General features: G+C 67.9%; 25 protein-coding genes. 23 read left to right on the top strand and 2 right to left on the bottom strand.

Translation table 11 applies throughout. The features are described 5' to 3' along the window. Positions 1-33: 33 nt before the first annotated feature. The 20 genes from AAHA49_RS14820 (at position 34) to AAHA49_RS14725 (ending at position 19865) form a co-directional block, all read left to right on the top strand. Positions 34-1341: a homoserine dehydrogenase gene (locus tag AAHA49_RS14820; protein ID WP_342038819.1), complete on the top strand. Its 1308-nt coding sequence runs from the start codon at positions 34-36 to the stop codon at positions 1339-1341. Continuing rightward, positions 1338-2456, top strand: a complete 1119-nt coding sequence (gene thrC / locus AAHA49_RS14815) for a threonine synthase (RefSeq protein WP_342038818.1) — start codon at positions 1338-1340, stop codon at positions 2454-2456. The genes AAHA49_RS14820 and thrC overlap by 4 nt, the downstream gene beginning before the upstream one ends. Continuing rightward, positions 2456-3364, top strand: coding sequence for a homoserine kinase (thrB, locus tag AAHA49_RS14810; protein ID WP_342038817.1), 909 nt, complete (start codon positions 2456-2458; stop codon positions 3362-3364). Before thrC ends, thrB begins: the two co-directional genes overlap by 1 nt. 219 nt (positions 3365-3583) lie before the next feature. Then, positions 3584-5527, top strand: a complete 1944-nt coding sequence (rho, locus tag AAHA49_RS14805; protein ID WP_342038816.1) for a transcription termination factor Rho — start codon at positions 3584-3586, stop codon at positions 5525-5527. A 1-nt stretch (position 5528) separates the two neighbouring features. Further along, positions 5529-6602: a peptide chain release factor 1 gene (gene prfA / locus AAHA49_RS14800; RefSeq protein WP_342038815.1), complete on the top strand. Its 1074-nt coding sequence runs from the start codon at positions 5529-5531 to the stop codon at positions 6600-6602. A 25-nt stretch (positions 6603-6627) separates the two neighbouring features. Next, positions 6628-7524, top strand: a complete 897-nt coding sequence (prmC, locus tag AAHA49_RS14795) for a peptide chain release factor N(5)-glutamine methyltransferase (protein ID WP_342038814.1) — start codon at positions 6628-6630, stop codon at positions 7522-7524. Between the two features lie 14 nt (positions 7525-7538). Beyond that, a complete protein-coding gene (locus AAHA49_RS14790) occupies positions 7539-8189 on the top strand; it encodes an L-threonylcarbamoyladenylate synthase (protein WP_339391864.1) in 651 nt (216 codons plus the stop codon). Further along, positions 8190-9299 (top strand): MraY family glycosyltransferase, encoded by a 1110-nt coding sequence (locus tag AAHA49_RS14785; RefSeq protein WP_339391863.1) that lies wholly within the window; start codon positions 8190-8192, stop codon positions 9297-9299. Then, complete coding sequence (locus AAHA49_RS14780; protein WP_339391862.1) at positions 9296-9748, top strand: Cg1360 family ATP-synthase-associated protein; 453 nt, start codon at positions 9296-9298, stop codon at positions 9746-9748. The genes AAHA49_RS14785 and AAHA49_RS14780 overlap by 4 nt, the downstream gene beginning before the upstream one ends. A gap of 221 nt (positions 9749-9969) precedes the next feature. Then, complete coding sequence (gene atpB / locus AAHA49_RS14775) at positions 9970-10782, top strand: F0F1 ATP synthase subunit A (RefSeq protein WP_339391861.1); 813 nt, start codon at positions 9970-9972, stop codon at positions 10780-10782. Positions 10783-10862: 80 nt separating this feature from the next. Then, entirely contained in the window at positions 10863-11093 is a 231-nt protein-coding gene (gene atpE, locus AAHA49_RS14770; RefSeq protein WP_342038813.1) for a F0F1 ATP synthase subunit C, read from the top strand. Positions 11094-11108: 15 nt separating this feature from the next. Beyond that, positions 11109-11660 (top strand): F0F1 ATP synthase subunit B, encoded by a 552-nt coding sequence (locus AAHA49_RS14765; protein ID WP_342038812.1) that lies wholly within the window; start codon positions 11109-11111, stop codon positions 11658-11660. Then, the gene (locus AAHA49_RS14760; protein ID WP_339391858.1) at positions 11660-12466 is read left to right on the top strand and encodes a F0F1 ATP synthase subunit delta; all 807 of its coding nucleotides are present in this window, start codon (positions 11660-11662) and stop codon (positions 12464-12466) included. Before AAHA49_RS14765 ends, AAHA49_RS14760 begins: the two co-directional genes overlap by 1 nt. Positions 12467-12543: 77 nt before the next feature. Then, positions 12544-14178 (top strand): F0F1 ATP synthase subunit alpha, encoded by a 1635-nt coding sequence (gene atpA, locus AAHA49_RS14755; RefSeq protein ID WP_339391857.1) that lies wholly within the window; start codon positions 12544-12546, stop codon positions 14176-14178. A 31-nt stretch (positions 14179-14209) separates the two neighbouring features. Next, on the top strand, positions 14210-15142 hold the full coding sequence (locus tag AAHA49_RS14750; protein ID WP_339391856.1) for a F0F1 ATP synthase subunit gamma: 933 nt from the start codon (positions 14210-14212) through the stop codon (positions 15140-15142). 27 nt (positions 15143-15169) lie between these two features. Next, the gene (atpD, locus tag AAHA49_RS14745) at positions 15170-16621 is read left to right on the top strand and encodes a F0F1 ATP synthase subunit beta (RefSeq protein ID WP_339391855.1); all 1452 of its coding nucleotides are present in this window, start codon (positions 15170-15172) and stop codon (positions 16619-16621) included. A gap of 3 nt (positions 16622-16624) precedes the next feature. Further along, positions 16625-16885 (top strand): F0F1 ATP synthase subunit epsilon, encoded by a 261-nt coding sequence (locus tag AAHA49_RS14740; protein WP_342038811.1) that lies wholly within the window; start codon positions 16625-16627, stop codon positions 16883-16885. Between the two features lie 23 nt (positions 16886-16908). Then, positions 16909-17376, top strand: a complete 468-nt coding sequence (locus AAHA49_RS14735; RefSeq protein WP_339391853.1) for a DUF2550 domain-containing protein — start codon at positions 16909-16911, stop codon at positions 17374-17376. Beyond that, positions 17376-18689 carry a UDP-N-acetylglucosamine 1-carboxyvinyltransferase gene (murA, locus tag AAHA49_RS14730; RefSeq protein ID WP_342038810.1) on the top strand — a complete coding sequence of 438 codons (1314 nt, stop codon included), beginning with the start codon at positions 17376-17378 and terminating at the stop codon, positions 18687-18689. Before AAHA49_RS14735 ends, murA begins: the two co-directional genes overlap by 1 nt. A gap of 210 nt (positions 18690-18899) precedes the next feature. Then, positions 18900-19865 carry a hypothetical protein gene (locus AAHA49_RS14725; protein ID WP_339391851.1) on the top strand — a complete coding sequence of 322 codons (966 nt, stop codon included), beginning with the start codon at positions 18900-18902 and terminating at the stop codon, positions 19863-19865. 77 nt (positions 19866-19942) lie between these two features. Here AAHA49_RS14725 and nucS read toward each other — a convergent pair whose 3' ends face one another. Beyond that, positions 19943-20638: an endonuclease NucS gene (gene nucS / locus AAHA49_RS14720; RefSeq protein ID WP_342038809.1), complete on the bottom strand. Its 696-nt coding sequence runs from the start codon at positions 20636-20638 to the stop codon at positions 19943-19945. 30 nt (positions 20639-20668) lie between these two features. Between nucS and AAHA49_RS14715 the strand changes: the two genes are divergently transcribed. Further along, positions 20669-20965 carry a hypothetical protein gene (locus AAHA49_RS14715; protein ID WP_342038808.1) on the top strand — a complete coding sequence of 99 codons (297 nt, stop codon included), beginning with the start codon at positions 20669-20671 and terminating at the stop codon, positions 20963-20965. Between the two features lie 99 nt (positions 20966-21064). On the opposite strand, the gene AAHA49_RS14710 is transcribed toward AAHA49_RS14715, so the two are convergent. Further along, positions 21065-22612, bottom strand: coding sequence for a coiled-coil domain-containing protein (locus AAHA49_RS14710; RefSeq protein WP_339391848.1), 1548 nt, complete (start codon positions 22610-22612; stop codon positions 21065-21067). A 230-nt stretch (positions 22613-22842) separates the two neighbouring features. Here AAHA49_RS14710 and AAHA49_RS14705 point away from each other — a divergent pair, with 230 nt between their 5' ends. After that, positions 22843-24033, top strand: coding sequence for an acetyl-CoA C-acetyltransferase (locus AAHA49_RS14705; protein ID WP_342038807.1), 1191 nt, complete (start codon positions 22843-22845; stop codon positions 24031-24033). A 47-nt stretch (positions 24034-24080) separates the two neighbouring features. After that, positions 24081-24698, top strand: coding sequence for an MOSC domain-containing protein (locus AAHA49_RS14700; RefSeq protein WP_342038806.1), 618 nt, complete (start codon positions 24081-24083; stop codon positions 24696-24698). Positions 24699-24740: the final 42 nt, after the last annotated feature.

Here is a 24740-nt window from a genome sequence, read left to right as displayed (position 1 = left end):
TGAGCGCCAACTATTGAGACGAGAGAGTGAGCCATGCAGCCTTTGAAAGTCGCCATGCTCGGATGCGGAGTCGTCGGCTCGGAAGTCGCGGCTCGCCTGCAGTCGCGGGCTGAGGCGCTCGAGGAGCGCATCGGCGCTCCTCTGGAGCTCACCGCCGTCGTCGTCCGCGACGCGACGAAGGAGCGTCCGGGCATCGACGCGAACCTGCTCACCACCGACGCCGAGGCGGCCATCGCGGGAGCGGACATCGTCATCGAGCTCATGGGCGGGATCGAGCCCGCGAAGTCGCTCATCACCAGCGCCCTTGCCCAGGGCTCCTCGGTCGTGACCGCGAACAAGGCGCTGCTCGCCGCGGCCTACGGCGAGCTCATGGCCGCCGCCGACGAGACCGAGGTTCGGCTCGAGCACGAAGCCGCGGTGGCCGGGGCGATCCCGATCATCCGCCCCGTCGGCGACTCGCTCGCCGGTGACCGGATCGACCGGATCATGGGCATCGTCAACGGGACGACGAACTACATCCTCGACCAGATGGACTCCCAGGGCTGGGACTTCGCCGACGCCCTGTCCTCGGCGCAGGAGCTCGGCTACGCCGAAGCCGATCCGACCGCGGACATCGGCGGCCACGACGCCGCCGCGAAGGCCGCGATCCTCTCCTCCCTGGCCTTCCACGCACCCGTGACGATCGACGACGTCCATGTCGAGGGGATCACCGGCATCACCGCGGAGATGGTCGAGACCGCGAAGGACCAGGGCTTCGTCATCAAACTCCTCGCCGTGTGCGAACGCGTCGAGGACTCACCCGCAGGACCCGGGCTCTCCGCCCGCGTCTACCCGGCCCTGCTCCCGCGCACCCACCCCCTGGCCTCCGTCCACGGCGCGTTCAACGCCGTGTTCATCGAAGCCGAGGCCGCGGGCTCGCTGATGTTCTACGGCCAGGGAGCCGGGGGAGCCCCGACCGCCTCGGCGGTGCTCGGCGACGTCGTCTCCGTGGCCAGGCGCAGGGTGCTCGGCGGACGCGGACAGTACGAGCGCCCCCTGCACCCCGAGACGACGCTGCTGCCGATCTCGGCGATCACCACCCGCTATCACATCACCCTCGACGTCGTCGACCGACCCGGCGTGCTCGCCGCGGTCTCCGAGGTCTTCGCCGACGAAGGTGCGTCGATCGAACTCATGCGCCAGACCATCGGCGAGGTCGACGACGACGGCGTGCAGCACGCGAAGCTCGTGCTCGCCACCCATGAGAACACCGACGCCGCGCTCTCCCGCACGGTCGACCGCCTCGGCGACCTCGACGTGGTGCGCGCGGTGGCCTCCGTCATCCGGGCGGAGGGACAGTGACAGAGACGAAGGACGCAACCCCTGTGACGACACCCCAGTACCCCCGCCACCAGTGGCAGGGCGTCATCGACGAATACCGCAGCCTGCTCGACATCGCAGCCGACATCCCCGCAGTCACCCTCGGCGAGGGCGGGACCCCGCTCATCCGCGCGGAGAAGCTCAGCGAACTCACCGGCGCGCAGGTGTGGGTGAAGTACGAAGGCCTCAACCCGACCGGCTCGTTCAAGGACCGCGGGATGACGATGGCGATCACCAAGGCCAAGGCCCACGGGGCCAAGGCCGTGATCTGCGCATCGACCGGCAACACCTCGGCCTCGGCCGCCGCCTTCGCGACGAAGGCCGACCTCACGTGCGCCGTCCTCGTGCCCGCGGGCAAGATCTCGCCGGGGAAGATGAGCCAGGCCGTCGCCCACGGTGCGACCCTGCTCGAGGTCGACGGGAACTTCGACGACTGCCTCACGCTGTGCCGCAAGCTTTCCGAGTCCTACCCCGTCCACCTCGTCAACTCGGTCAACCCCGACCGCATCGAAGGACAGAAGACGGCCTCGTTCGAAGTCGTCGACGTCCTCGGCGACGCCCCCGACATCCATGTCCTGCCGGTCGGCAACGCCGGCAACATCACCGCGTACTGGAAGGGCTACAACCAGTACCAGGGCATCGGGGTCTCGACGAAGCTGCCGCAGATGTGGGGCTTCCAGGCCGCCGGCGCCGCCCCGCTCGTCCTCGGCCACCCCGTGACCGAACCGGACACGATCGCCACCGCCATCCGCATCGGCAACCCCGCGAGCTGGGACCGGGCGATCGAGGCCCGCGACGCCTCGGGCGGACTCATCGACTCCGTCACCGATGAGCAGATCCTCGCCGCGCACAAGGTGCTCTCCCGCCAGGAGGGGATCTTCGTCGAACCCGGTTCGGCCGCCTCGGTGGCGGGACTGCTCAAGATGGCCGAGGCGGGCCGAGTGCCCGCCGGCGCCGTCATCGCCGTCACCGTCACCGGCCACGGTCTCAAGGACCCGTCGTGGGCGCTGCACACCGAGGACGGGTCGGCGATCGAACCGGTGCGCGTGCCCGTCGACGCCGTTTCCGCCGCCCGGGCGCTCGGGCTCGAGGGCTGATGATCCGCTCTCTGCGCATCGAGGTGCCTGCCACCTCGGCGAACATCGGCCCCGGCTACGATTCGTTCGGCCTCGCCCTCGGCCTGGTCGACTCGCTGACGCTCACCGTCCACGACGCCCCCGTCGACACGGAGACCGTGGTCACGGTGCAGGGGGAGAGCGCCGACGAGCTGCCGCGAGATCGCTCCCACCTCATCGTCCGCGTGCTCGGGGAAGTGCTCGCCGAGCTCAGCCCGGAGACCCACCGGAGGTTCATCGACCGGATCACGCTGGAGAGCGTCAACCGGATCCCGCACTCGCGCGGACTCGGCTCCTCGGCGGCCGCCGTCGTCGCCGGCATCGCGCTGGCCGGGGCGCTCTCCGAGGCGGCCGGCGGTCCGCGTCTCTCCCGGGCCGAGATCCTCGAACGCGCCGCCGTCATCGAAGGCCATCCCGACAATGCGGCGCCCGCGGTCGTCGGGGGCCTGACGATCTCACTGTCGGATCCGGCCCGGGCGTGGACCGTTCCCGTGCGCACGATCGGGGAGGTCACCGTGCTCGTGCCCGAGGTGCGCCTGGACACGAAGACCGCGCGCGGGGCGATCCCGCAGGACATCGCGCATGCGGTCGCGGCAGGCAACTCCGCACGCACCGGCCTGCTCGTCCACGCGCTCACCACCGACCCGTCCGCACTGCTCGAAGCCACCGTCGACGAGCTCCACCAGGAGTTCCGTCGGGCGGCGTATCCGGAATCGATGGACCTCGTCGACTCGCTGCGCGCCCGGGGCATCCCCGCGGTGATCTCGGGTGCCGGTCCCACCGTGCTCGCCCTGACCGATTCGGTCCCCGCCGAGGCGGTCCCCGCAGGCGTCCGCGCCCTGACGGTCCCGATCGCGGAGGGCGGCTTTCGGCTGAGCGCGGAAGTCTGAGCTCGGATTCGCAAGATCGGCTCGCTGAGGGTAAACTGAACATCGTTCCTCCGATGAACGGACTCCGGGGCAGTCGCTCCGAACTCCACATCAATTCTTCTGGAACATCTCCTGTTCCGTCTTGAGCAGGATGACTTTCACAATGCACCGTCAAGGGTGTTTCCGTCGCCGTGGGACTACGGCTCTTGCCGCACGGCCGAATGAGGGAGAAGGACCTTCGTGTCTGAAACCACAACCCCGGATTCCACACCGCGCACCGGCAGTCTGACCGCTCTGCGCCTTCCCCAGCTGCAGGAGATGGCAGCGGGAATGGGAATCAAAGGATACCGTCGACTTCGCAAGGGCGAACTCATCGACGCCATCAACTCCGCCGGTGCCTCGAGCGCGCCGGCCACCACCGACTCGGCTTCTGCCGAGACCAGCGAGGCAGGGCGCGGACGTCGTCCGGCCCGCCGCAGCGCCGCCGATGCCGCCCGCGGCGAGTCCGCCACCACGCAGGCAACCGAGACGGCCGAGGCCAAGTCCGCAGAGGCTCCGTCGGCGGAGTCGTCGTCTGCCGATGCCCAGCCCTCTGAGGGGAACGCCTCCGAGGGCGAGGGTCAGGACCGTCAGCGCAGCCGCCGCAGCCGTTCGCGTTCGCGCGGCGGTGACGCCCAGCCCGAGGCCGATGCCCAGCCCGAGTCCCGCGAGGAGACCGGCCGGCGGAACCGTCGCGAGGACGACCGCAAGGGCGAGGATCGTCGCGACAACGATCGTCGCGACAACGACCGCAAGGGCGAGCGTCGCAATCGCCAGGGCGAAGGCGACGACCGCGGCGACGACCGCGGAGGCCGGACCAACGATCGCCGTGACAACGACCGCCGCGACAACGACCGCCGCAACCGCAACGACGACGACCGTCGCAACCGCGGCAACGACGACGACGAGCGCGGCGGACGCCGCGGCCGCGGACGGGACCGCAAGCGTCGTGGACGCGGCGGAGACGAGCCGGAGATCCGCAGCGACGACGTGCTCATCCCCGTCGGCGGCATCCTCGACGTCCACGACAACTACGCGTTCCTCCGCACCTCGGGCTACCTGCCCGGTCCCAACGACGTCTACGTCTCGGCCTCGATGGTGCGCAAGAACGGCCTGCGCAAGGGCGACGCCGTCGCCGGTGCCATCCGCCAGCCGCGCGAGAACGACCGCGGCGGCAAGCGCGAGAAGTTCGACGCCCTCGTCCGCCTCGACTCGGTCAACGGCCTGAGCGTCGACGATGCGAAGAACCGCGTCGAGTTCTCCAAGCTCACCCCGCTCTACCCGCAGGAGCGCCTGCGCCTCGAGACGACCTCGAAGCTGCAGTCGACCCGCCTCATCGACCTCGTCACCCCCATCGGCAAGGGTCAGCGCGGCCTCATCGTCGCCCCGCCCAAGGCCGGCAAGACGACGATCATGCAGCAGGTCGCGAACGCGATCACGGAGAACAATCCCGAAGTCCACCTCATGGTCGTCCTCGTCGACGAACGCCCCGAAGAGGTCACGGACATGCAGCGCGCGGTCAAGGGCGAGGTCATCGCCTCGACCTTCGACCGTCCCGCCGACGACCACACGACGATCGCCGAACTCGCGATCGAGAGGGCCAAGCGCCTCGTCGAGATGGGCTCGGACGTCGTCGTCCTCCTCGACAACATCACCCGCCTGGGCCGCGCGTACAACATCGCGCAGCCGGCCTCGGGCCGCATCCTCTCCGGCGGTGTCGACGCGAACGCGCTCTACCCGCCGAAGAAGTTCTTCGGTGCCGCCCGCAACATCGAGGGCGGCGGCTCCCTGACGATCCTCGCCACCGCGCTCGTCGAGACGGGCTCGAAGATGGACGAGGTCATCTTCGAGGAGTTCAAGGGCACCGGCAACATGGAGCTGCGCCTGTCCCGTCAGCTCGCGGACAAGCGCATCTTCCCGGCCGTCGACGTCAACGCCTCGTCGACGCGTCGTGAGGAGATGCTCATGACGCCGGAGGAGACCAAGGTGATGTGGCGTCTGCGCCGCCTCCTCTCGGGTCTCGAGCAGCAGCAGGCCGTCGAACTCCTCATGTCCAAGCTCAAGGAGACCGGTTCGAACGCCGAGTTCCTCATGCAGGTGCAGAAGACGACGCCGCTGCCGAAGTCCGCGACCGACGACCACTGAGATGAGTGACAGCCTCAGGGCCAGTGTGAGCATGCTCCTCGACGAGCATGCGAGGCTGTCCGAGGAGCTCTCCGACCCGGCCGTGCACGCTGATGCCGGCCGGGCGCGGAAGCTCACCCGCCGCTACTCCGAACTCGACCGGATCGCGGTGGCCGCGAAGCGCGTCGACGAACTCGCCGCGGATCTGCTCACCGCCGAGGAGCTGAGCACCGAGGATCCGGAGCTCGCCGAGGAGGCGCAGCGTCTGCGCGCCGAGCAGGACGAGGCCGAGGCCGAGCTGCGCGACCTCCTCGTGCCCCGCGACCCCGACGATGCCCGCGATGCGATCGTCGAGATCAAGGCCGGTGAGGGCGGTGACGAGTCGGCGCTCTTCGCTGGTGACCTCCTGCGCATGTACCAGCGCTGGATCGACTCCCACGGCTGGTCCTCCCAGATCCTCACCGCCACGCACTCCGACCTCGGCGGCTACAAGGACGTCAGCTTCGCCGTCAAGGCCGGCGACGACGGCGCCTACGGGTGGCTGAAGTTCGAAGGCGGCGTCCACCGCGTCCAGCGCGTCCCGGTCACCGAATCCCAGGGCCGTATCCACACCTCGGCGGCCGGGGTCCTCGTCTTCCCCGAGGTCGACGAACCCGAAGAGGTCCGCCTCGACGAGAGCGACCTGCGCATCGACGTCTACCGGTCCTCGGGTCCGGGCGGTCAGTCGGTGAACACGACGGACTCGGCCGTGCGCATCACGCACCTGCCCACCGGGATCACCGCGAGCTGCCAGAACGAGAAGTCCCAGCTGCAGAACAAGGAAGCGGCCCTGCGCATGCTCCGCGCCCGGATCCTGGCCAAACAGGCCGAGGAGGCCGCCGCCGAGGCCGCCGACATCCGCCGCTCCCAGGTGCGCACCGTCGACCGCTCCGAACGCATCCGGACCTACAACTTCCCGGAGAACCGGATCACCGATCACCGCACCGGGTTCAAGGCCTACAATCTCGACCAGGTGCTCGCCGGCGATCTCGACCCCGTCGTCGGTTCGAACCGGGACGCCGACCGGGCCGCCCGCCTCGATGCACTGGGGGACTGAGCTGGATATTCAGCCCCGCACGGACGTGCCCACGCTGCTGCGCGCCGGTGCCCGTGTGCTCGCCGAGGCGGACGTGCCTTCGCCCGATGCCGACGTCGCGGCCCTGCTCGCGCATGCGTGGGGCATCGATTCCGCGACGCTGTCCCGCAGGCGTCTCTTCGCCGAGGCGGTGCCTGCCGCCGTCGCCGCCCGCTTCGCCCATCTCATCGACGAGCGCGCCCGCCGCATCCCGCTTCAGCATCTCACCGGCATCGCCCACTTCCGTCGCATCGAACTGCGCGTCGGACCCGGGGTCTTCGTTCCCAGGCCGGAGACCGAGCTGCTCGTCGGGGAGGTGCTCGACCACCTCGGCGGTCCGGGCATCCCGGGCACCCCGCTCATCGTCGATCTGTGCTCCGGGTCGGGGGCGATCGCCCTGTCCATCGGTCTCGAGCACCCCGGTGCCCGCGTCATCGGCGTCGAACGGGAGGAGGCCGCGCTGGCATGGTCACGGGCGAACCTCGAGCCCCTCGACCTGGGATCCTCGCACGTCGAACTCGTCTCCGGGGATGCGACGACGGTCGCCGTCGACCGGCCCGAGCTCATCGGCACGGTCGACGTCGTCGTGAGCAATCCGCCCTACGTCCCCGACGCCGCCGTGCCCAGGGACCCCGAGGTCCGCGACCACGACCCCGCCGCCGCCCTCTACGGCGGGACCACGGGTCTCGAGGTGCCCGCCCTCATCGCCGTCCAAGCGGCTCAGCTCCTGCGCCCCGGCGGACTCTTCGCCATGGAGCACGCCGAGGATCAGGGGGAGGGCGTGCGCGAGATGCTCGCGCGCACGCCCGGCCTGAGCGATGCGGCCACGTTCCCGGACTACACTGGACGCGAGCGCTACACCGTGGCCCGCCGACAGGCCCGCCCAGCGCGTGAGACCAGATGAGAAACGGAGAATCAGTGTCCCGTCGATTCGACGTCAGCCAAGCCGACATCCGCGACCTCGTCCTCGACGAGTGCGCACGCGTCATCGAGGCGGGGAACCTGCTCGTCATCCCCACCGACACGGTCTACGGGATCGCCGCGGACGCCTTCAGCGCCTCCGCCGTGACCGCGCTGCTCAAGGCGAAGGGACGCGGACGCGAGATGCCCCCACCGGTGCTCGTGCCGCGTGCGGACACCGTCTTCGGCCTCGTCGACGGCGTCGATGAGACGATCCTCACCCTCACTGCCCGGTTCTGGCCGGGCCCGTTGACGATCATCGCGGCAGCCCAGCCCTCCCTCGACTGGGACCTGGGCGAGACCCACGGCACGGTGGCCGTGCGCATGCCCGACGACGATGACGCCCTGGCTCTGCTGACTCGGACCGGACCGCTCGCCGTCTCGAGTGCGAACATCTCCGGGAAGCCGGCGGCCACCTCGGCGGACGAGGCCCAGGACATGCTCGGATCCGACGTCGAGATCTACCTCGACGGGGGAGAACGCACCGCGGGGACCGCGTCGACGATCATCGACCTCTCCGGTGACACCCCGCGCATCGTGCGGCAGGGGCCGATCACCGCCGAGGAACTGCGCGAGATCGTCCCCGACCTCCTCGACCTGGACGGCTGAGTGCGCGCCTACCTCTTCATCCTCGTCGTCTCCGCTCTGGTGGCGTACCTGCTCACGCCCATGGTCAGGCGGGTCGCCGAACGCGGACTGATCTTCTCGCCCCTGCGCGAGCGCGACGTCCACTCCGTGCCCACGCCGAGGCTGGGGGGAGTCGCGATGTTCGGCGCGGTCGTCGTCGGCCTCGTCTTCGCCTCCCAGACCCCGTTCCTCGCCCGGATCTTCGTCGATATGGGCCCGATCATCGGCATCGCGGGGGCCGCGGGACTGCTGTGCATCCTCGGCGTCATCGACGACATCTGGGACCTCCACTGGATCACGAAGCTCGCCGGTCAGGCGCTGGCGGCCGGCTTCATGGCGATCAACGGCGTCGCCCTGCTCTCGATCCCCTTCGGCGGGGTGATCATCGGCTCCCCGCGGATGTCGATCATCATCACCATCCTCGTCGTCCTCGTGACGATCAACGCCGTGAACTTCGTCGACGGCCTCGACGGACTCGCCGCCGGGGTCGTCGCGATCGGCGGCAGCGCGTTCTTCATCTACTCGTACTGGCTGGCCACCGACGCCTCACCGGACTCGTATGCGAACCTCGCCTCGCTCATCATCGCGATCCTCGTCGGGGCATGCCTCGGCTTCCTGCCGCATAACTTCAATCCGGCCCGCATCTTCATGGGTGACTCCGGTTCGATGCTCATCGGCCTCCTGCTCGCCGCCTCGACGATCCGGGTGACCGGTCAGGTCGACCCCGCGCTCATCGGTCAGGAGCGGGTGTTCGCGACCTACCTGCCGATCATCCTCCCCATCGCCGTGATGTTCCTGCCGCTGCTCGACCTCGGTCTCGCCGTGGTCCGGCGGCTCATGGCCGGGCAGTCGCCGTTCTCCGCCGACGCCAAGCACCTCCACCACCGGATGCTGCGGCTCGGGCACTCGCACGCCCGCGCGGTGCTCATCCTCTACACGTGGACCGCGCTCATCGCCTTCGGCTCGGTCATGCTCCTGCTCATGCCCCCGCTGCTCGTCATCACCATCATCGGCGCACTCTTCGCAGTCACCCTCGTCTTTACGTTCTACCCGCTGCGGATCCGCCGCCATGCCCGAGAGGAGATCTCGTGACCGATCGCCAGCCCGAAGAGACCGCCGTCCAGGCCGCCTGGACCCGCGTGTGGAGGACGATGCTCATCCGCGGGGCGATCCTCGTCGCCGTCGTCGCCCTCGGCGGCATGGGCGTCGGCTGGCTCGTCTCCGGGTCCCGCGGGCTGGCCGGGGGAGCCGTCGGCGGGGGACTGGCAGCGGTGTTCATCGTCGTCACCCTCGTCATCATGTACTTCGGCCGCAATCTGGGGCTGACCGCGATCGCCGGCTTCCTCGGCATGGGCTTCCTGTTCAAGGCGTTCGTCTTCATGATCGTCATCTGGCGGCTCAAGGACGCCGCCTGGCTCGACGGCACGGTCGCCTTCGTCACCATCGTCGTCGCCGTCATCGGATCCTCACTCGTCGAGGCGCTCACCGTCGTCAAGGGCCGCGTGCCCTATGTCGATCCCGAGGCCGGGCAGAGCCGCTGAGACGCAGCGCGGTGCGAACCGCTGATCCGTCCGCATAGCGAACACAGGCTTCGCTCAGCGAGGGCGCATGGATTTGTCGGCGCTCTCTACCGTTGGTAGAGTAGTTCCGGTGCTGGAGCCGTGTCGCTCCATGTCGCTCCTGATCTGTTCGCCGCGCACTCATCGCGCGGTGCGAAGGCCAGGCCATCTAGGGCCAATGACCATGGGAGAGAAACGAAAACGTGGGTAAACTCAACGCCGCGCAGACAATGATCCAAGCCGCTGAAGGCGGATTCGAAGCCCCGTCGATGGCGGAGTTCTTTCCCTCACCGTTCGCGTTCGTCGGCACGCCGTTCGAGATGAACCGCGTGATGCTCATCCGCATCCTCGCCACTCTCGCCGTCGTCATCCTCCTGGCCGTGTGGGCCAAGCGCATGAAGCTCATCCCCACCCGCTTCCAGTCGGCGATGGAGATCGCCATGGAGTTCGTCACCGTCGGCATCGCCGAGGACACGATGGGCAAGGAGAAGGCGAAGAAGTTCATGCCGCTCATCGTGGCGATCTTCTTCGGCGTCCTGTTCTGGAACGTCACGAAGCTCATCCCGTTCCTCAACATGCCGGCCTCAGGCGTCATCGGACTGCCGATCGTGCTCACCGCGGTCGTCTACATCACCTACCACTGGGCGGGCATCGCCGAGAAGGGCCTCGGCGGCTACCTCAAGGATGCGCTCATCCTCCCCGGCGTGCCGTGGCCGATGCACTTCCTCCTCATCCCGATCGAGTTCATCACGAAGTTCGTCACGCAGCCGTTCACGCTCGCAATCCGACTCTTCGCGAACATGATGGTCGGCCACCTCCTCCTCGTCCTCTGCTTCTCCGCGACGAGCTTCTTCCTCTTCGACGCCTCCAACGGCTTCCAGTTCTTCGCGATCCTTACCTTCGCCGGCGGATTCTTCGTCTTCCTCCTCGAGATGCTGGTCGTCGTCCTCCAGGCCTACATCTTCGCCCTGCTCTCGTGCGTGTACATCAACGCCGCCATCTCGGAAGACCACTGAGTCGACCGTCTAAGTCTGTAACCCAGGTGTTACAAGGTCGGGCCAACCCCCCGACCGCCATATGAAAGGAAAAGCATCCTATGGATATGCTCGCTGAAGTCAACGGCAGTATCGCCACCGTCGGATACGGCCTCGCCGCCATCGGCCCCGGCATCGGTGTCGGAATCGTCATCGGCAAGACCATCGAAGGAACCGCTCGTCAGCCCGAGATGGCCGGCGCACTCCGCGGAAACATGTTCCTCGGTATCGCTCTGATCGAGGCCCTGGCCCTCATCGGCATCGCGACCCCGTTCTTCCTGCCCGGCGCCTGATTAGAGGACTAAACGATGACTCCGGTACAAATCGTTGCAGCGTCTGAGAACCCGCTTCTCCCAGCGCTGTATGACATCGTCTGGAGTGCCGTCTGTCTGCTGATCGTCTTCCTGGTTGTCTGGAAGTACGTCCTCCCCGCCTTCAACAAGACACTCGACGAGCGCGCACAGCGCATCCAGGGTGGCATCGAGAAGGCTGAGAAGGTGCAGGCCGTAGCCGATCAGGCTCTGGCCGAATATCAGAAGCAGCTCGCCGACGGTCGTGCGGAAGCCGCACGACTGCGCGCCGAGGCTCAGGAAGAGGGCGCCCAGATCATCGCCGAGATGAAGGCACAGGCTCACACCGAGGCTGATCGCATCATCGCGCAGGCACAGACCCAGATCGACGCGGAACGCCAGTCCGCCATGGTGCAGCTGCGCTCCGAAGTGGGCTCGCTCGCCACGGACCTCGCGTCGCGCATCGTCGGCGAATCGCTCACCGATGACCAGCGTTCCGCTGGCGTCGTCGACCGCTTCATCGCCGATCTCGAAACGCAGTCGTCCGGCCAGCCGGTCAAGGGGGCGTGATGCTCCAGTCGAGCAGAGTCTCCCTGCAAGCCGTTCTCGAAGCGGCGAACGCTGAGATCTCCGGCGGCAATGCCCGGGAGATCGGGCAGTCGCTGCTCGGCGTCGTCGGCGTCCTCGCCGACAACCTCGGCCTGCGCAAGGCGCTCGCGGACTCCTCGGAGCCCGCGGAGAAGAAGCAGGGACTGCTTCGCGCCGTGTTCGCAGCCCAGGTCCCCGAAGCGGCGCTGCGCGTCGCCGAGGTGGCCGTGTCGAAGCGCTGGGCGAGGACGCAGGACTTCGTCACGAGCCTCGAGGTCGCCGGGGTCACGGCGATCGCCGCGGCCGCCCAGGAGATCGGTCAGCTCGGTCAGGTCGAAGAGGAGCTCTTCCGCTTCGCCCGTCTGCTCGAGAGCGATCACGAGCTCTCGCGCGCACTCGACTCCGATGCCGGAGCCGAGGCCAAGCGGGCGCTTGTGGAGAACCTTCTCTCCGGCAAGGCCGAACCCGACACGATCACCCTCGTCGAGCATGCGGCGGTGCACCCGCGCGGACTGCGTGTGGCGATCGCCCTCGATCACTTCAGCGACATCCTCGCCGCTCGCCAGCAGCGCTCCGTCGCCGAGGTCACCGTGGCCGCGCCGCTGAGCCAGGAGCAGACCGACCGCCTCGCCGCCGCCCTGGCTGCGAACTACGGTCGTGAGCTCGTGCTCAACGTCCAGGTCGACCCCGAGGTCATCGGGGGAGTCCGGGTCCAGGTCGGCGACGAAGTGATGAACTCGACCATCGCGGATCGCCTCGCCGAGGTCCACCGCAAACTCGCAAGCTGAATCGCCCTCGCCGGTCTGTCCGGCGACGCAGGCGGCCCACCGGTCGCCGGACAAGTAAAGGAAGCAGGGAAACCACAATGGCGGAACTGACAATTCGCCCGGAGGAGATCCGGGACGCTCTGGGGAAGTTCGTTGAGTCGTACAACCCCGAGAGCTCGGAGAAGACCGAGGTCGGCAAGGTCGTCACCGCTGGTGACGGCATCGCCCACGTCTCCGGTCTCCCGGGCACCATGGCCAATGAGCTCCTCCGGTTCGAAGACGGCACCCTGGGCCTGGCCCAGAACCTCGACGAGCGTGAGATCGGCGTCGTCGTCCTCGGCGACTTCGCAGGCATCGCCGAGGAGCAGGACGTCTACCGCACCGGTGAGGTCCTCTCGATCCCCGTCGGCGACGGCTACCTCGGCCGCGTCGTCGATCCGCTCGGTCGTCCGCTCGACGGCCTCGGCGAAGTCGAGACCGAAGGCCGCCGCGAGCTCGAGCTCCAGGCGCCCGGCGTCATGGACCGCCAGGAAGTCCGCCAGCCGCTGCAGACCGGGTACAAGGCCGTCGACGCCATGATCCCCGTCGGCCGTGGTCAGCGTCAGCTCATCATCGGCGACCGCAAGACCGGCAAGACCGCTCTGGCGATCGACACGATCATCAACCAGCGCGACGCCTGGGCCACCGGTGACCCCGAGCAGCAGGTCCGCTGCATCTACGTCGCCGTCGGCCAGAAGGGCTCGACCGTGGCCAATGTCCGCCGTGCCCTCGAGGAGAACGGCGCACTGGAGTACACGACGATCGTCTCGTCGCCCGCCTCCGACCCGGCCGGCTTCAAGTACCTCGCCCCCTACTCGGGCTCGGCCATCGGCCAGCACTGGATGTACGGCGGCAAGCACGTCCTCATCGTCTTCGACGATCTCTCGAAGCAGGCCGAGGCCTACCGCGCCGTCTCCCTCCTGCTCCGCCGCCCGCCGGGCCGCGAAGCCTACCCGGGTGACGTCTTCTACCTCCACTCGCGCCTGCTCGAGCGCTGCGCGAAGCTCTCCGACGCCCTCGGCGCCGGCTCGATGACCGGTCTGCCGATCATCGAGACGAAGGCCAACGACGTCGGCGCGTTCATCCCGACCAACGTCATCTCGATCACCGACGGACAGATCTTCCTCCAGTCGGATCTGTTCAACTCCGGTCAGCGTCCCGCTGTCGACGTCGGCGTCTCGGTCTCCCGAGTCGGCGGTGCCGCACAGACCAAGGCGCTCAAGGGCGTCTCCGGTACGCTCAAGCTCTCGCTCGCGCAGTACCGTTCGCTCGAGGCCTTCGCGATGTTCGCCTCCGACCTCGACGATGCGACCAAGCGCGACCTCGCCCGCGGTGCCCGCCTCATGGAGCTGCTCAAGCAGCCCCAGTACTCGCCGATGCCGTTCGAGAAGCAGACCGTGTCGATCTTCGCCGGCACCAACGGCTACCTCGACGAGATCGCCGTCTCCGACGTCCTGCGCTGGGAAGCCGAGATGCTCGACATGCTCGAGCGCAAGACCGAGATCCTCACCGTCATCCGCGAGACCAAGAAGCTCGAGGACGACGTCCGTGAGCAGCTCGAGAAGGCGCTGAAGGAGTTCAACGAGAACTGGGTCGCCCAGGAGAACGACGGCTCGCACGTCGGCTCCGAGGATTCGTCCGTGGCCTCGACCGATGAGGTCGAGCAGGAGCAGATCGTTCGGCAGAAGCGTTGAACCTGATCTGTAACGGCGAAAGGAAGAACTGATGGGAGCCCAGCAGAGGGTCTTCAAGCAGAAGATCCGCTCGACTCAGTCCTTGAGGAAGATCTTCAAGGCCATGGAGCTCATCGCCGCGTCCCGGATTCAGAAGGCGATCGCGCGTTCGCAGGCGGCCAGCCCGTATGCCAACGCCCTGACCCGCGCTGTCTCCGCCGTCGCCAGCGAATCGAACGTCGACCATGTGCTGACCTCGGAACCGGACCATGTCACCCGCGCTGCGGTGCTCGTCATCGGTCCGGACCGGGGCTTCGCCGGAGCCTACTCCGCCAACCTCATCCGTGAGTCCGAAGAGCTCGTCCGCCTGCTCAAGGGCGAGGGCAAAGAGGTCGCACTGTTCACGGTCGGCGGCAAGGCCGAGAGCTACTACACCTTCCGCGATCGTCCGATCGTCCAGGCCTGGACCGGGTTCTCCGAGAACCCCACCGCCGAGGACGCCCGCGCGATCGGCGAAGCGCTGCTCAAGGCCTTCGGTGAGGATGCCGCGGACGGCGGGGTGCAGGAGATCTACATGGTCTTCACGCGCTTCGTCTCCTCCGTCAAGCACGACCCGGAGTACCGGCGCCTGCTGCCCCTCGAGGTCGTCGACGCCGACGAGGCCACCACCTCGGCGGGATCGACGGGATCTGCCGATTCCGGCAGCCAGCCGCTCTACGAGTTCGAACCCAGCGCCGAAGCCGTCCTCGACGCGCTTCTGCCCCGGTACATCGACTCGCGGATCCTCTCGGCACTGCTCTCGGCCTCGGCTTCGGAGCAGGCCTCGCGCCAGGCGGCGATGAAGACGGCGACGGACAACGCCGACGACCTCATCAAGACCTACACCCGGCTGGCCAACACGGCCCGTCAGGCGGAAATCACCCAGGAACTCACCGAGATCGTCGGTGGGGCCGACGCCCTTGCGGCATCGGCAGCCGGCGACTGACCGGTACGAGCAGAGAAGAAAGAGACCATGACTGCCACAGTTACGGATAACTCCCCGGCACAGGGCACTGCCCTCGGTCGCATTTCCCGGGTCATCGGCCCGGTCGTCGACGTCGAGTTCCCGCTCGACTCCGTGCCGGAGATCTACAACGCCCTGACCACGACCGTGGAACTGTCCGAAGGCACGCGCAAGCTCACCTTCGAGACCAGCCTCCACCTCGGCAACGGCATCGTCCGCGCCGTCTCCCTGCAGCCGACCGACGGACTCGTCCGCGGTCAGGAGGTCACCGACACCGGATCACCCATCACGGTGCCCGTCGGCGACGTCACCAAGGGACACGTGTGGAACACCACCGGCGACTGCCTCAACCTCGCCGAGGGTGAGACGCTCGACATCAAGGAACGCTGGCCGATCCACCGTCCGGCTCCGGCCTTCGACGAACTCGAGTCGAAGCAGGAGGTCCTCGAGACCGGCATCAAGAGCATCGACCTGCTCACCCCGTACGTCCAGGGTGGAAAGATCGGCCTCTTCGGCGGCGCGGGTGTGGGCAAGACCGTCCTCATCCAGGAGATGATCTACCGCATCGCGCACAACCACTCGGGCACCTCGGTGTTCGCCGGTGTGGGCGAGCGGACCCGTGAGGGCAACGACCTCGTCTTCGAGATGGACGAAGCCGGCGTCTTCGGTGACACCGCCCTCGTCTTCGGACAGATGGACGAGCCGCCGGGCACGCGTCTGCGCGTGGCCCTGGCCGGGCTGACGATGGCGGAGTACTTCCGCGATGTCGAGAACCAGGACGTGCTCCTGTTCATCGACAACATCTTCCGCTTCACCCAGGCCGGCTCCGAGGTCTCGACCCTGCTCGGTCGCATGCCCTCGGCCGTGGGCTACCAGCCCAACCTCGCCGACGAGATGGGTGTGCTCCAGGAGCGCATCACCTCGACGCGCGGTCACTCGATCACCTCGATGCAGGCGATCTACGTGCCGGCCGACGACTACACCGACCCGGCTCCGGCGACGACCTTCGCCCACCTCGACGCGACCACCGAGCTCAACCGCGACATCGCATCGCGCGGTCTCTACCCCGCGATCGATCCGCTGACCTCGTCCTCGCGCATCCTCGACCCGCTGGTTGTGGGCGAGGAGCACTACCGTGTGGCCAACGAGGTCAAGGCGATCCTGCAGAAGAACAAGGAGCTGCAGGACATCATCGCCATCCTCGGCGTCGACGAGCTCTCGGAAGAGGACAAGCTCGTCGTCCACCGTGCGCGTCGCATCGAGCAGTTCCTCTCGCAGAACACGTACACCGCGGAGAAGTTCACCGGCGTTCCGGGTTCGACCGTTCCCGTCGCCGAGACCGTCGCGGGCTTCGCGAAGATCGTCTCCGGCGAGGTCGACCACATCCCGGAGCAGGCGTTCTTCAACGTCGGCGGCATGGACGATGTCATGCGCAACTACGAAGAAATGCAGAAGAAGTAAGCCATGGCCGTCCTCGATGTCAACGTCGTCGCAGCCGACCAGGAGGTATGGGTCGGTGAGGCCAAGCGCGTCATCGCCCGTACCCTGGACGGCGAGATCGGCATCCTGCCCGGTCACGAACCCGTTCTCGGGGTCGTGGCCGACGGTGAGGCGCGGATTCTCACCACCTCGGATGAGACCATCCGGGTGCAGGCCGACGGGGGTTTCCTCTCGGTCGAGAACAATCGCGTCATCATTGCGGCTGATCAGGCCGAACTTCTCTGATCAGTCAATTACACTTGGCAACCGTGAACCCTTCAGTCCTGCTCATCGTTCTGCTTTCGCTGGTGGGACTGGCGCTTGCCCTGATCGTCGTGGTGACGATCCGGCGCAGGTCGATCTCGAAGTTGTCGGGTGCCTTTGACTGTTCGATCAACGTGGGCGAGGAATCCAGTTCCCGCCCACGTTGGCGTTTGGGCGTTGCGGTGTTCGCCGTGACCTCGCTGGACTGGTATCCCGTCTTCGCCCTCAATCGGCGCGCGGCCGTCCGTCTGCCGCGCGCCGATCTCGACATCCTCGTGCGGCGCAAGCCCACCTCGGGGGAGCAGTACTCGGTGCTGCCCGACGCCGTCGTCGTCGACTGCTCGTACGGCAAGGCCGACGGCCGTCCCCGGAACGTGTCCTTGGCGATGGACACCGAATCCCTGTCGACGATGTCCTCGTGGCTCGAATCCTCGCCCCCCGGCTTCAATCCGACGATGGGACGGTTCACGTAATGGAAGTCCTCCGACTCAAGGGACCCACGCAGCTGCACGGCACCGTGGACGTCCGCGGTGCGAAGAACAGCGTGCTCAAGCTCATGGCGGCCACTCTGCTCGCCGTGGGCCGTTCGACGATCCGGAACGTGCCCGCGATCCTCGACGTGCGGATCATGGTCGAGCTGCTCAGCCGGCTGGGCTGCACCGTCGACTACGATGCCGAGGCCGGCACCGTGAGCATCGACGTCCCCGGCGAGGTGGGGATCCAGGCCGACTACGAACTCGTCCGCGCGATGCGGGCCTCGATCTCCGTCCTCGGGCCGCTCACCGCCCGGATGCGCGCGGCGCATGTGGCGCTGCCCGGCGGTGATGCGATCGGCTCCCGCGGACTCGATATGCACCAGGCCGGTCTCGAAGCGCTCGGCGCACAGGTCCGCCTCGACCACGGCTACTTCGTCGCCGAGGCCCCGACAGGTCTGACCGGCACGGACATCGCGCTGGACTTCCCGTCGGTGGGCGCCACCGAGAACCTCATCATGGCCGCGACCCTGGCGGAGGGGACGACGACGATCGCGAACGCGGCGAAGGAGCCGGAGATCGTCGACATCTGCCTCATGCTCGTCGAGATGGGCGCGCAGATCGAGGGGATCGGCACCGCCGAGCTCACGATCACCGGTGTCTCCGCGCTGCGCCCCGTCGACCATCGCACGGTCGGGGACAGGATCGTCGCGGGCACCTATGCGTTCGCCGCGGCCCTGAGCGCCGGTGACGTCACCGTCAGGGGAGTGGGGCTGGAGATCATGCCCAACGTCGCGATCAAACTCCGCGATGCCGGGGCCACGGTCGACGACCTCGGCGAGATCGAACTCGGTGACGGCACGATCGGGCGCGGCTTCCGCGTCATCGGGCCCAAGCGTCCCCGGGCGATCCGGGTCGCGACGATGCCGTTCCCGGGGTTCCCGACGGATCTCCAGCCCTTCGTCATCGCCCTCAACGCGGTCTCCGACGGGGTCGGCCTGCTCTCGGAGAACCTCTTCGAGGCCCGCTGGCGCTTCGTCCAGGAGGTCGCCCGTCTAGGCGCGAAGGTCCGCATCGACGGCAACCACGCCCTCGTCACGGGTGTCGAGGAGCTCTCCGGCGCCGAGGTGGAGGCCTCCGACATCCGCGCCGGTGCGGGCCTCGTGCTCGCAGGCCTGCGGGCTGCCGGGGTGACCGAGGTCTCGGGCGTCGACCACATCGACCGCGGGTACGAGGGCTTCGTCGAGAAGCTGCGGGCGCTCGGTGCCGACATCGAGCGCGTCAGCCGCGCCGACGCGCTCAGCTTCGACTGACCGCCGTCTCACTCGGGCGCCCTCGTTTGGGCCGCAGCTCGGATCGAGGCCCGTGCACCGCCCTCAACACGAGCTAAGGCCCAAACGAGATCGTCGACACGCCTGTCCACAAGGGTCGATGCACAAGTGGAGGGTTGTCCACAGGTGCGCTCGACGCCCTTGCGAGGCGAGACAGTCTCGTCCATCCTTGCGATTATGTTCGCGTGTCTGGTGACTGCCGACTTCGACGGTGCCGGGTGGGACTTCCACCGGGTCGGTTCCGCAGTGGGGTGCTGTCTGCGCCGACTGCGACGCGGTCACTATGTCGTCACACGCGTGTGTTCGCGTCCCGAGCACAGCTTCGTCGCCGCGATCGCGGGGGCCGCAACGACCGATCTGCCCGTTGAGACGACCGGGATGCGCAAACGGGTTGAGGACCTGCGGATCCTCGTCCGTTCCTTCGTCGGCGCACTGCCGCGTGACGCAGTGTTCTCCCATCGGAGCGCGCTCATCGTCCACGGACTTCCCGTTCCCTTTCTCGAACGCAGCGATGTCCGCGCCGAGGCGGTCAGCCCCCACTACCCGTCCCGGCAGACCGACCTGGTGATCAGGCTTCGGTCCCTGGACACCGAGGCGGTGACGTCGGTCGGCGGGATCCCGGTGACCTCGCTCCCGCAGACCCTGATCGACGTGGCCCGAGATTGCCCGCTGGACTTCGCCGTGGCTGCAGCCGATGCGGCTGTCCATCAGGGGCTCATCGCGCTCGAGGATCTCCGCGTCTACAGCCGAGCCCATCCGGTCCGCACCGGCCGGCGCCGGATCGACGCGATGCTGGCGAACATCGACGGACGCAGAGAGACAGTGGCCGAATCGATCTGCGCTGTGCGCTTCGTCGAGTATTCGATTCCCGGCTTCGAACCGCAGTTCGTCGTCCGTGACCAGCACGGTCGTTTCCTTGCCCGGTCCGACTTCGGAAACGAAGCCGCGAAGGTCTTAGCCGAATTCGACGGCGCAGGCAAGTACTATCTCGACGGCCAGGACCCGCATCGGGCGTTCGAACAAGAGCGTCGGCGCGAGTATGCGCTGCGCAACGAGGGCTATATGGTCTTCCGCATCCGTTGGCGGGACCTGTTCCGGGCCGACGTCTTCCTCAAGATCAGAGAAGCGGTCCGCAGGCGAGGAGTGACCGGTGACTGACCGCGCTCGATTGGGTCGTAGCGCGGATCGTGGGCGGTGCACGGCCCACGATCCGCGCTGCGGACCAAACGAGCGGCTCAGAACAGGCGGGTCTCCGGATCGTCCATGCCGCGCAGCGCGTCGTAGTCGAGGACGACGCAGCGGATGCCGCGATCCTCGGCGAGCGTCCGCGCCTGGGGCTTGATCTCCTGCGCGGCGAAGACGCCGGTGACCGGAGTGAGCAGCGGATCGCGATTCATCAGCTCGAGGTAGCGGGTGAGCTGTTCGACGCCGTCGATGTCGCCTCGGCGTTTGATCTCCACCGCCACCGAACGCTGGGCCTCGTCGCGGGCGAGGATGTCGACGGGACCGATCGCGGTCATGTACTCGCGGCGGACGAGGCTGTAGCCGTCGCCGAGGGTGTGGATGTGCTCAGCGAGCAGCTCCTGGAGGTGGGCTTCGACGCCGTCCTTGACCAGCCCGGGATCGACGCCGAGGTCGTGGCTGGTGTCGGAGAGGACATTCGTGATCGAGATGACGAGTCGGTCGCCGGTCTTCGCCTGCGCGACCGTCCAGACCTCGCTCAGTCCTGCCGCGGCCTGCTCCTCGGTCGGTTCGGCGATCGCCACCGTGGCCGGGGGAGTCATCCAGTTGAGCGGCTTGTACGATCCGCCGTCGGAGTGGATGAGGATCGACCCGTCGGACTTGAGCATGATGAGACGGGTGGCCAGGGGCAGATGCGCGGTCAGACGACCGGCATAATCGACAGAGCATTCAGCTATCACGAGACGCACGCGTCTCACCCTACGTGAGAGAATCCCCTTATGCCACGATCGAACTCCTCGCGTCGCCGGAACAAATGGAGCGCACCCGCACGGGACCTCTCCGAGTCCGTCAGCGGCATGCGCAGGAGCCGCGACCTGCCCGACGGGACATGGTCGATCCAGCACGTCGCGGGGAATTCGAGCGGCAAGTCCTACGTGTGCCCCGGCTGCGGTCAGCAGGTCGCAGCGGCGACCGCGCACGTCGTCGCGTGGCGGCAGGACGCCGCGCACGGCATCGACATCGGACTCGAATCGCGCAGGCACTGGCACACGAGGTGCTTTCAGCGCTTCCGCTGACGCAGAACGGGCCCGCTCGATCGAGCGGGCCCGTTCCGGACGTTGGCGTCAGTCGGACGCCGGTGTCAGTCGGACTGTGACGTCAGTCGGACGCTGGTGTCAGCGCAGCGAGTTGCGCGAGCGCGCCGCCTTGGGATTGGCACCGGGGCGGTTCGCACCCTGACCGCTGTCTCCCGACTTCGGCGATCCCGAGACCTGGGCGTCGATCGCGATCGTCTCGGCATCCGTGGCGCCGTTGGGCAGATCCTCGGAATCGGTCGCCTCGGCGTCGTCAGCTTCCTCGACGGTCTCAGCCTGCACGGTCTCAGCCTGCACCGTCTCGGTCTCGGCCGTCGCGTCAGAGGACGACGAGCATGCGTCCTCGGCGCCGGCCTCGGAATCCTTCGCCTCGGAATCCTCCTCGGCGGAATCGGCGGCGATGAGATCGGCCAGCGCCTCGCCGTCGGCGATCTGCTCGGTCGCATGCGTCGCGGCTTCGGCCTTCGCGGGATCGACCGCTTCGCCGCCCATCACGCCGGGCATCGCGAAGAGCGAACGCAGCTGGTCGAGCTGCGCGGTGATCGTCTTGCGCTGCTTCGTGAGCAGGTCGACCTGCGACTGTGCGGAGGCGACGTTGCGCTTGGCTTCGGCGGCCGATTCCTCGATCGTCGCCTCGGCGGTCGCACGCGCCTCCGAGATGAGCGTCTGCGCGCGGGTCTTGCCGTCCGCGATGATCTCGTCGGCCTTCGTCACAGCCTCGGCGCGCGTCGTCTCTGCGCGTTCGGCGGCGGTCTTCGCCTCGGCGTCGGCCTTCGCCGCGCGCTCCTGCGCCTCTTCGATGAGCTTCTTGTTCTCCGCCTGTGCCGTGTCGTAGCGCTGCTTGCGCTCGGCCTCGGCCTCCTGGCGCTTGGTCGCGAGTTCGACGTCGAGGTCGTTCGCGGCCTTCTTCGAGGCCTCATCGCGCGACTTCGCCGAGGAGAGCAGCTCGTCGGCCTGGGCCTGAGCGGCGGCGATCGTCTCGTCGGCCTGGGTCTTCGCCTCGGCGCGGAGGTCGGTGGCCTCCTTCTGGGCGGCGGCACGCAGTTCGGAGAGCTCGTGCTCGAGGCTCTCGCGGGCGTCCTTCGACGCGGCGTCGTTGGCTTCCTTGGCCTGTGCCGACTCACGTTCGGCGGTGGCCTTGAGTTCGGCGGCGCGCTTCTCCGCGGACTTCACGGCCTCCTCGGCGCGCAGCTCGGCCGAGCTGATGATCGCATCGGCCTCCGAACGCGCGTTGTTGAGGGTGTCGTTGCTCTCCGTGTGCATGCGCGCACGGGCCGAAGCCGCCTCGGCGCGAGCCTTGTTGCGGATCGTCTCGGCATCGGAGTTCGCCTGAGCCAGCGTCTCGCGGGCCTGGGATTCGGCGATCTTGAGCAGATGGTCGATGCGGCTTCCGGGGGGACCGGCCGCCTCGGCGTTCTCATTGGCCGCCTTCTTCAGCTGAGCCTTCGCCTCGGACAGCTCGCCGGCGATCTGAAGCTTCGCGCGATCGGCGTTGATGACCTGACTGCGAGCATCCGACAGCGCCTTCCGCACGGATTCGATCTCCGTCCGCAGCTGCTGCAGCCGGGAATCGACTTCGCTCTTCTCGTACCCGCGCATCGCTGTGCGGAATTCTTCGGTGGGCGTCACTGAAGCTGACTCCTGTCGTGTCAAAGGGGATGTGGTCATGCCTGCGCGCTTCCTACTCTATCGGACTCAAGATGAGTGTTGTGTCCGAATCCGGCCTGCGGAGGGCCGCCTCGGCGACCCCGGTGACGAAGGCCACAGAGGCCTCGACTACCCTTGACTCAACAGCTCTCCGCGTGCGCGGCCGCCGACTGCGGCTGCTCGACGGAGCCACAGTCCTTCGAGGAGGAAACATGACTGAAGCAGTGATCGTCTCCGGTGCGCGCACCCCGTTCGGGCGGCTCCAGGGAGCACTCGGCACGCAGACGGCGGTCAACCTGGGCGCCGCCGCGATCAAGGGCGCGCTCGACCGCGCGGGCATCTCCGGTGACCAGGTCGAATACGTCATCATGGGCCAGGTCCTCCAGGCCGGCCTCGGTCAGGGACCGGCACGTCAGGCCGCCGCCGAGGCGGGCATCCCGATGAGCGTGCCGGCGATCACGATCAACAAGCTCTGCCTCTCGGGCATCAATGCGATCACCCAGGCAGCGCAGCTGGTCCGGGCAGGGGAGTACGACGTCGTCGTCGCCGGCGGGCAGGAGTCGATGACCCTGGCCCCGCACCTGCTCGAGAAGTCCCGCGCCGGGTACAAGTACGGCGACGTCGTCGTCAAGGACCACATGGACTACGACGGCCTCTGGGACGCGTTCACCGATCAGGCCATGGGCGGTCTCACCGAGGACGCGAACAAGGGCGAGTCCGAGTTCTCCCGCGAGGAGCAGGACGCCTTCGCCGCCCAGTCGCATCAGCGGGCCGCCGCCGGCTGGGAGAAGGGCGCGTTCGAGAACGAGGTCGTGCCCGTGACCATCTCGACCCGCAAGGGCGACGTCACCGTCTCCGTCGACGAGGGCGTGCGCCCGGACACGACGGTCGAGTCGATGGCGAAGCTGCGTCCGGCATTCCGCAAGGACGGTGCGATCACCGCCGGCAACGCCTCGCAGATCTCCGACGGCGCGGCCGCCGTCGTCGTCATGTCCCGGGAGAAGGCCGAGGAGCTCGGTGCCCCGATCCTCGCCGAGATCCGCGCCCACGGCTGGACGGCCGGACCCGACTCGACGCTGCAGCACCAGCCTTCGCAGGCGATCCGCAAGGCCGCCGAGGCCGAAGGTGTGGCCGCCGACTCGTTCGACCTCTACGAGATCAACGAGGCGTTCGCCGCCGTGGGGCTGGCGAGCACGAAGGACCTCGGCATCGATCCGGAGAAGGTCAACGTCAACGGCGGAGCGATCGCGCTCGGCCACCCCATCGGTGCCTCGGGCGCCCGCATCGTCCTCACCCTCGCGCTCGAACTCCAGCGCCGAGGCGGGGGCACCGGAGTCGCTGCCCTCTGCGGCGGCGGTGGGCAGGGTGATTCGCTCATCATCACCGTTCCGGAACAGGGCTGAGGCCAGGGAGCCGACGGGCTGCCGAGGTCGACGAGGAGACCCGACCGATGGGCCCGACAACGGGGGAGCGGGGCGACGTCAGTGCGACGCGCTCCGCTCCGGTCGTGCCCAGGTCGGAACTGCGGGCTGTTCCGCAGATCGTCAGCGTCGCCTGCGATGGGGAGCACGGCTTCTCCAAGCCCGTCCGGGAGTCGATCGAACTCATTGAGGGTCTCGGCGTGCGCGGCGATGCCCATGCGGGGGTGACCGTCCAGCATCGCTCGCGCCTGGAGAGGACGCCGTCTGCTCCGAATCTGCGCCAGGTCCATCTCCTCCATTCCGAACTCTTCGACGAGCTTGCCGAGGCAGGATTCGCCGTCGGCCCGGGTCAGTTGGGGGAGAACATCACGACGGCAGGCCTCGACCTTCTCGGGCTCCCTGTCGGCACTCGGCTGACGATCGGCGCCGCCGTCATCACGCTCACCGGACTGCGCAATCCGTGCGCACAGATCGACTCATGGCAGTCCGGTCTCCTGCGCCACGTCGTCTCGCGCGACGGCGAGGGTGAGGTCGTGCGGCGCGCCGGGGTGATGGGGATCGTCTCCCGCGGCGGGATCGTTCGATCAGGAGACACCATCACTGTCGGGGTGCCGCCAGGGGAGCATCAGCCCTTGGCTCCGGTGTGATGACGACACACCAGTCATGACACAACAGTAAGGAGACCCACA

This window comes from Brevibacterium ammoniilyticum (genome assembly GCF_038429965.1).
Taxonomy (GTDB): domain Bacteria; phylum Actinomycetota; class Actinomycetes; order Actinomycetales; family Brevibacteriaceae; genus Brevibacterium; species Brevibacterium ammoniilyticum.
The sequence above is the reverse complement of the archived record's forward strand: the minus strand, read 5'-3'. Positions and strand labels throughout refer to the sequence as shown.

Bases quoted from the DNA above. Each gene is read 5' to 3' on its own strand.
- AAHA49_RS14820 (WP_342038819.1), top strand. From the start codon at position 34: ATGCAGCCTTTGAAAGTCGCCATGCTCGGATGCGGAGTCGTCGGCTCG.
- thrB (WP_342038817.1), top strand. From the start codon at position 2,456: ATGATCCGCTCTCTGCGCATCGAGGTGCCTGCCACCTCGGCGAACATC.
- prfA (WP_342038815.1), top strand. From the start codon at position 5,529: ATGAGTGACAGCCTCAGGGCCAGTGTGAGCATGCTCCTCGACGAGCAT.
- atpE (WP_342038813.1), top strand. From the start codon at position 10,863: ATGGATATGCTCGCTGAAGTCAACGGCAGTATCGCCACCGTCGGATAC.
- AAHA49_RS14765 (WP_342038812.1), top strand. From the start codon at position 11,109: ATGACTCCGGTACAAATCGTTGCAGCGTCTGAGAACCCGCTTCTCCCA.
- AAHA49_RS14760 (WP_339391858.1), top strand. From the start codon at position 11,660: ATGCTCCAGTCGAGCAGAGTCTCCCTGCAAGCCGTTCTCGAAGCGGCG.
- atpA (WP_339391857.1), top strand. From the start codon at position 12,544: ATGGCGGAACTGACAATTCGCCCGGAGGAGATCCGGGACGCTCTGGGG.
- AAHA49_RS14750 (WP_339391856.1), top strand. From the start codon at position 14,210: ATGGGAGCCCAGCAGAGGGTCTTCAAGCAGAAGATCCGCTCGACTCAG.
- atpD (WP_339391855.1), top strand. From the start codon at position 15,170: ATGACTGCCACAGTTACGGATAACTCCCCGGCACAGGGCACTGCCCTC.
- AAHA49_RS14740 (WP_342038811.1), top strand. From the start codon at position 16,625: ATGGCCGTCCTCGATGTCAACGTCGTCGCAGCCGACCAGGAGGTATGG.
- murA (WP_342038810.1), top strand. From the start codon at position 17,376: ATGGAAGTCCTCCGACTCAAGGGACCCACGCAGCTGCACGGCACCGTG.
- AAHA49_RS14715 (WP_342038808.1), top strand. From the start codon at position 20,669: ATGCCACGATCGAACTCCTCGCGTCGCCGGAACAAATGGAGCGCACCC.
- AAHA49_RS14705 (WP_342038807.1), top strand. From the start codon at position 22,843: ATGACTGAAGCAGTGATCGTCTCCGGTGCGCGCACCCCGTTCGGGCGG.
- AAHA49_RS14700 (WP_342038806.1), top strand. From the start codon at position 24,081: ATGGGCCCGACAACGGGGGAGCGGGGCGACGTCAGTGCGACGCGCTCC.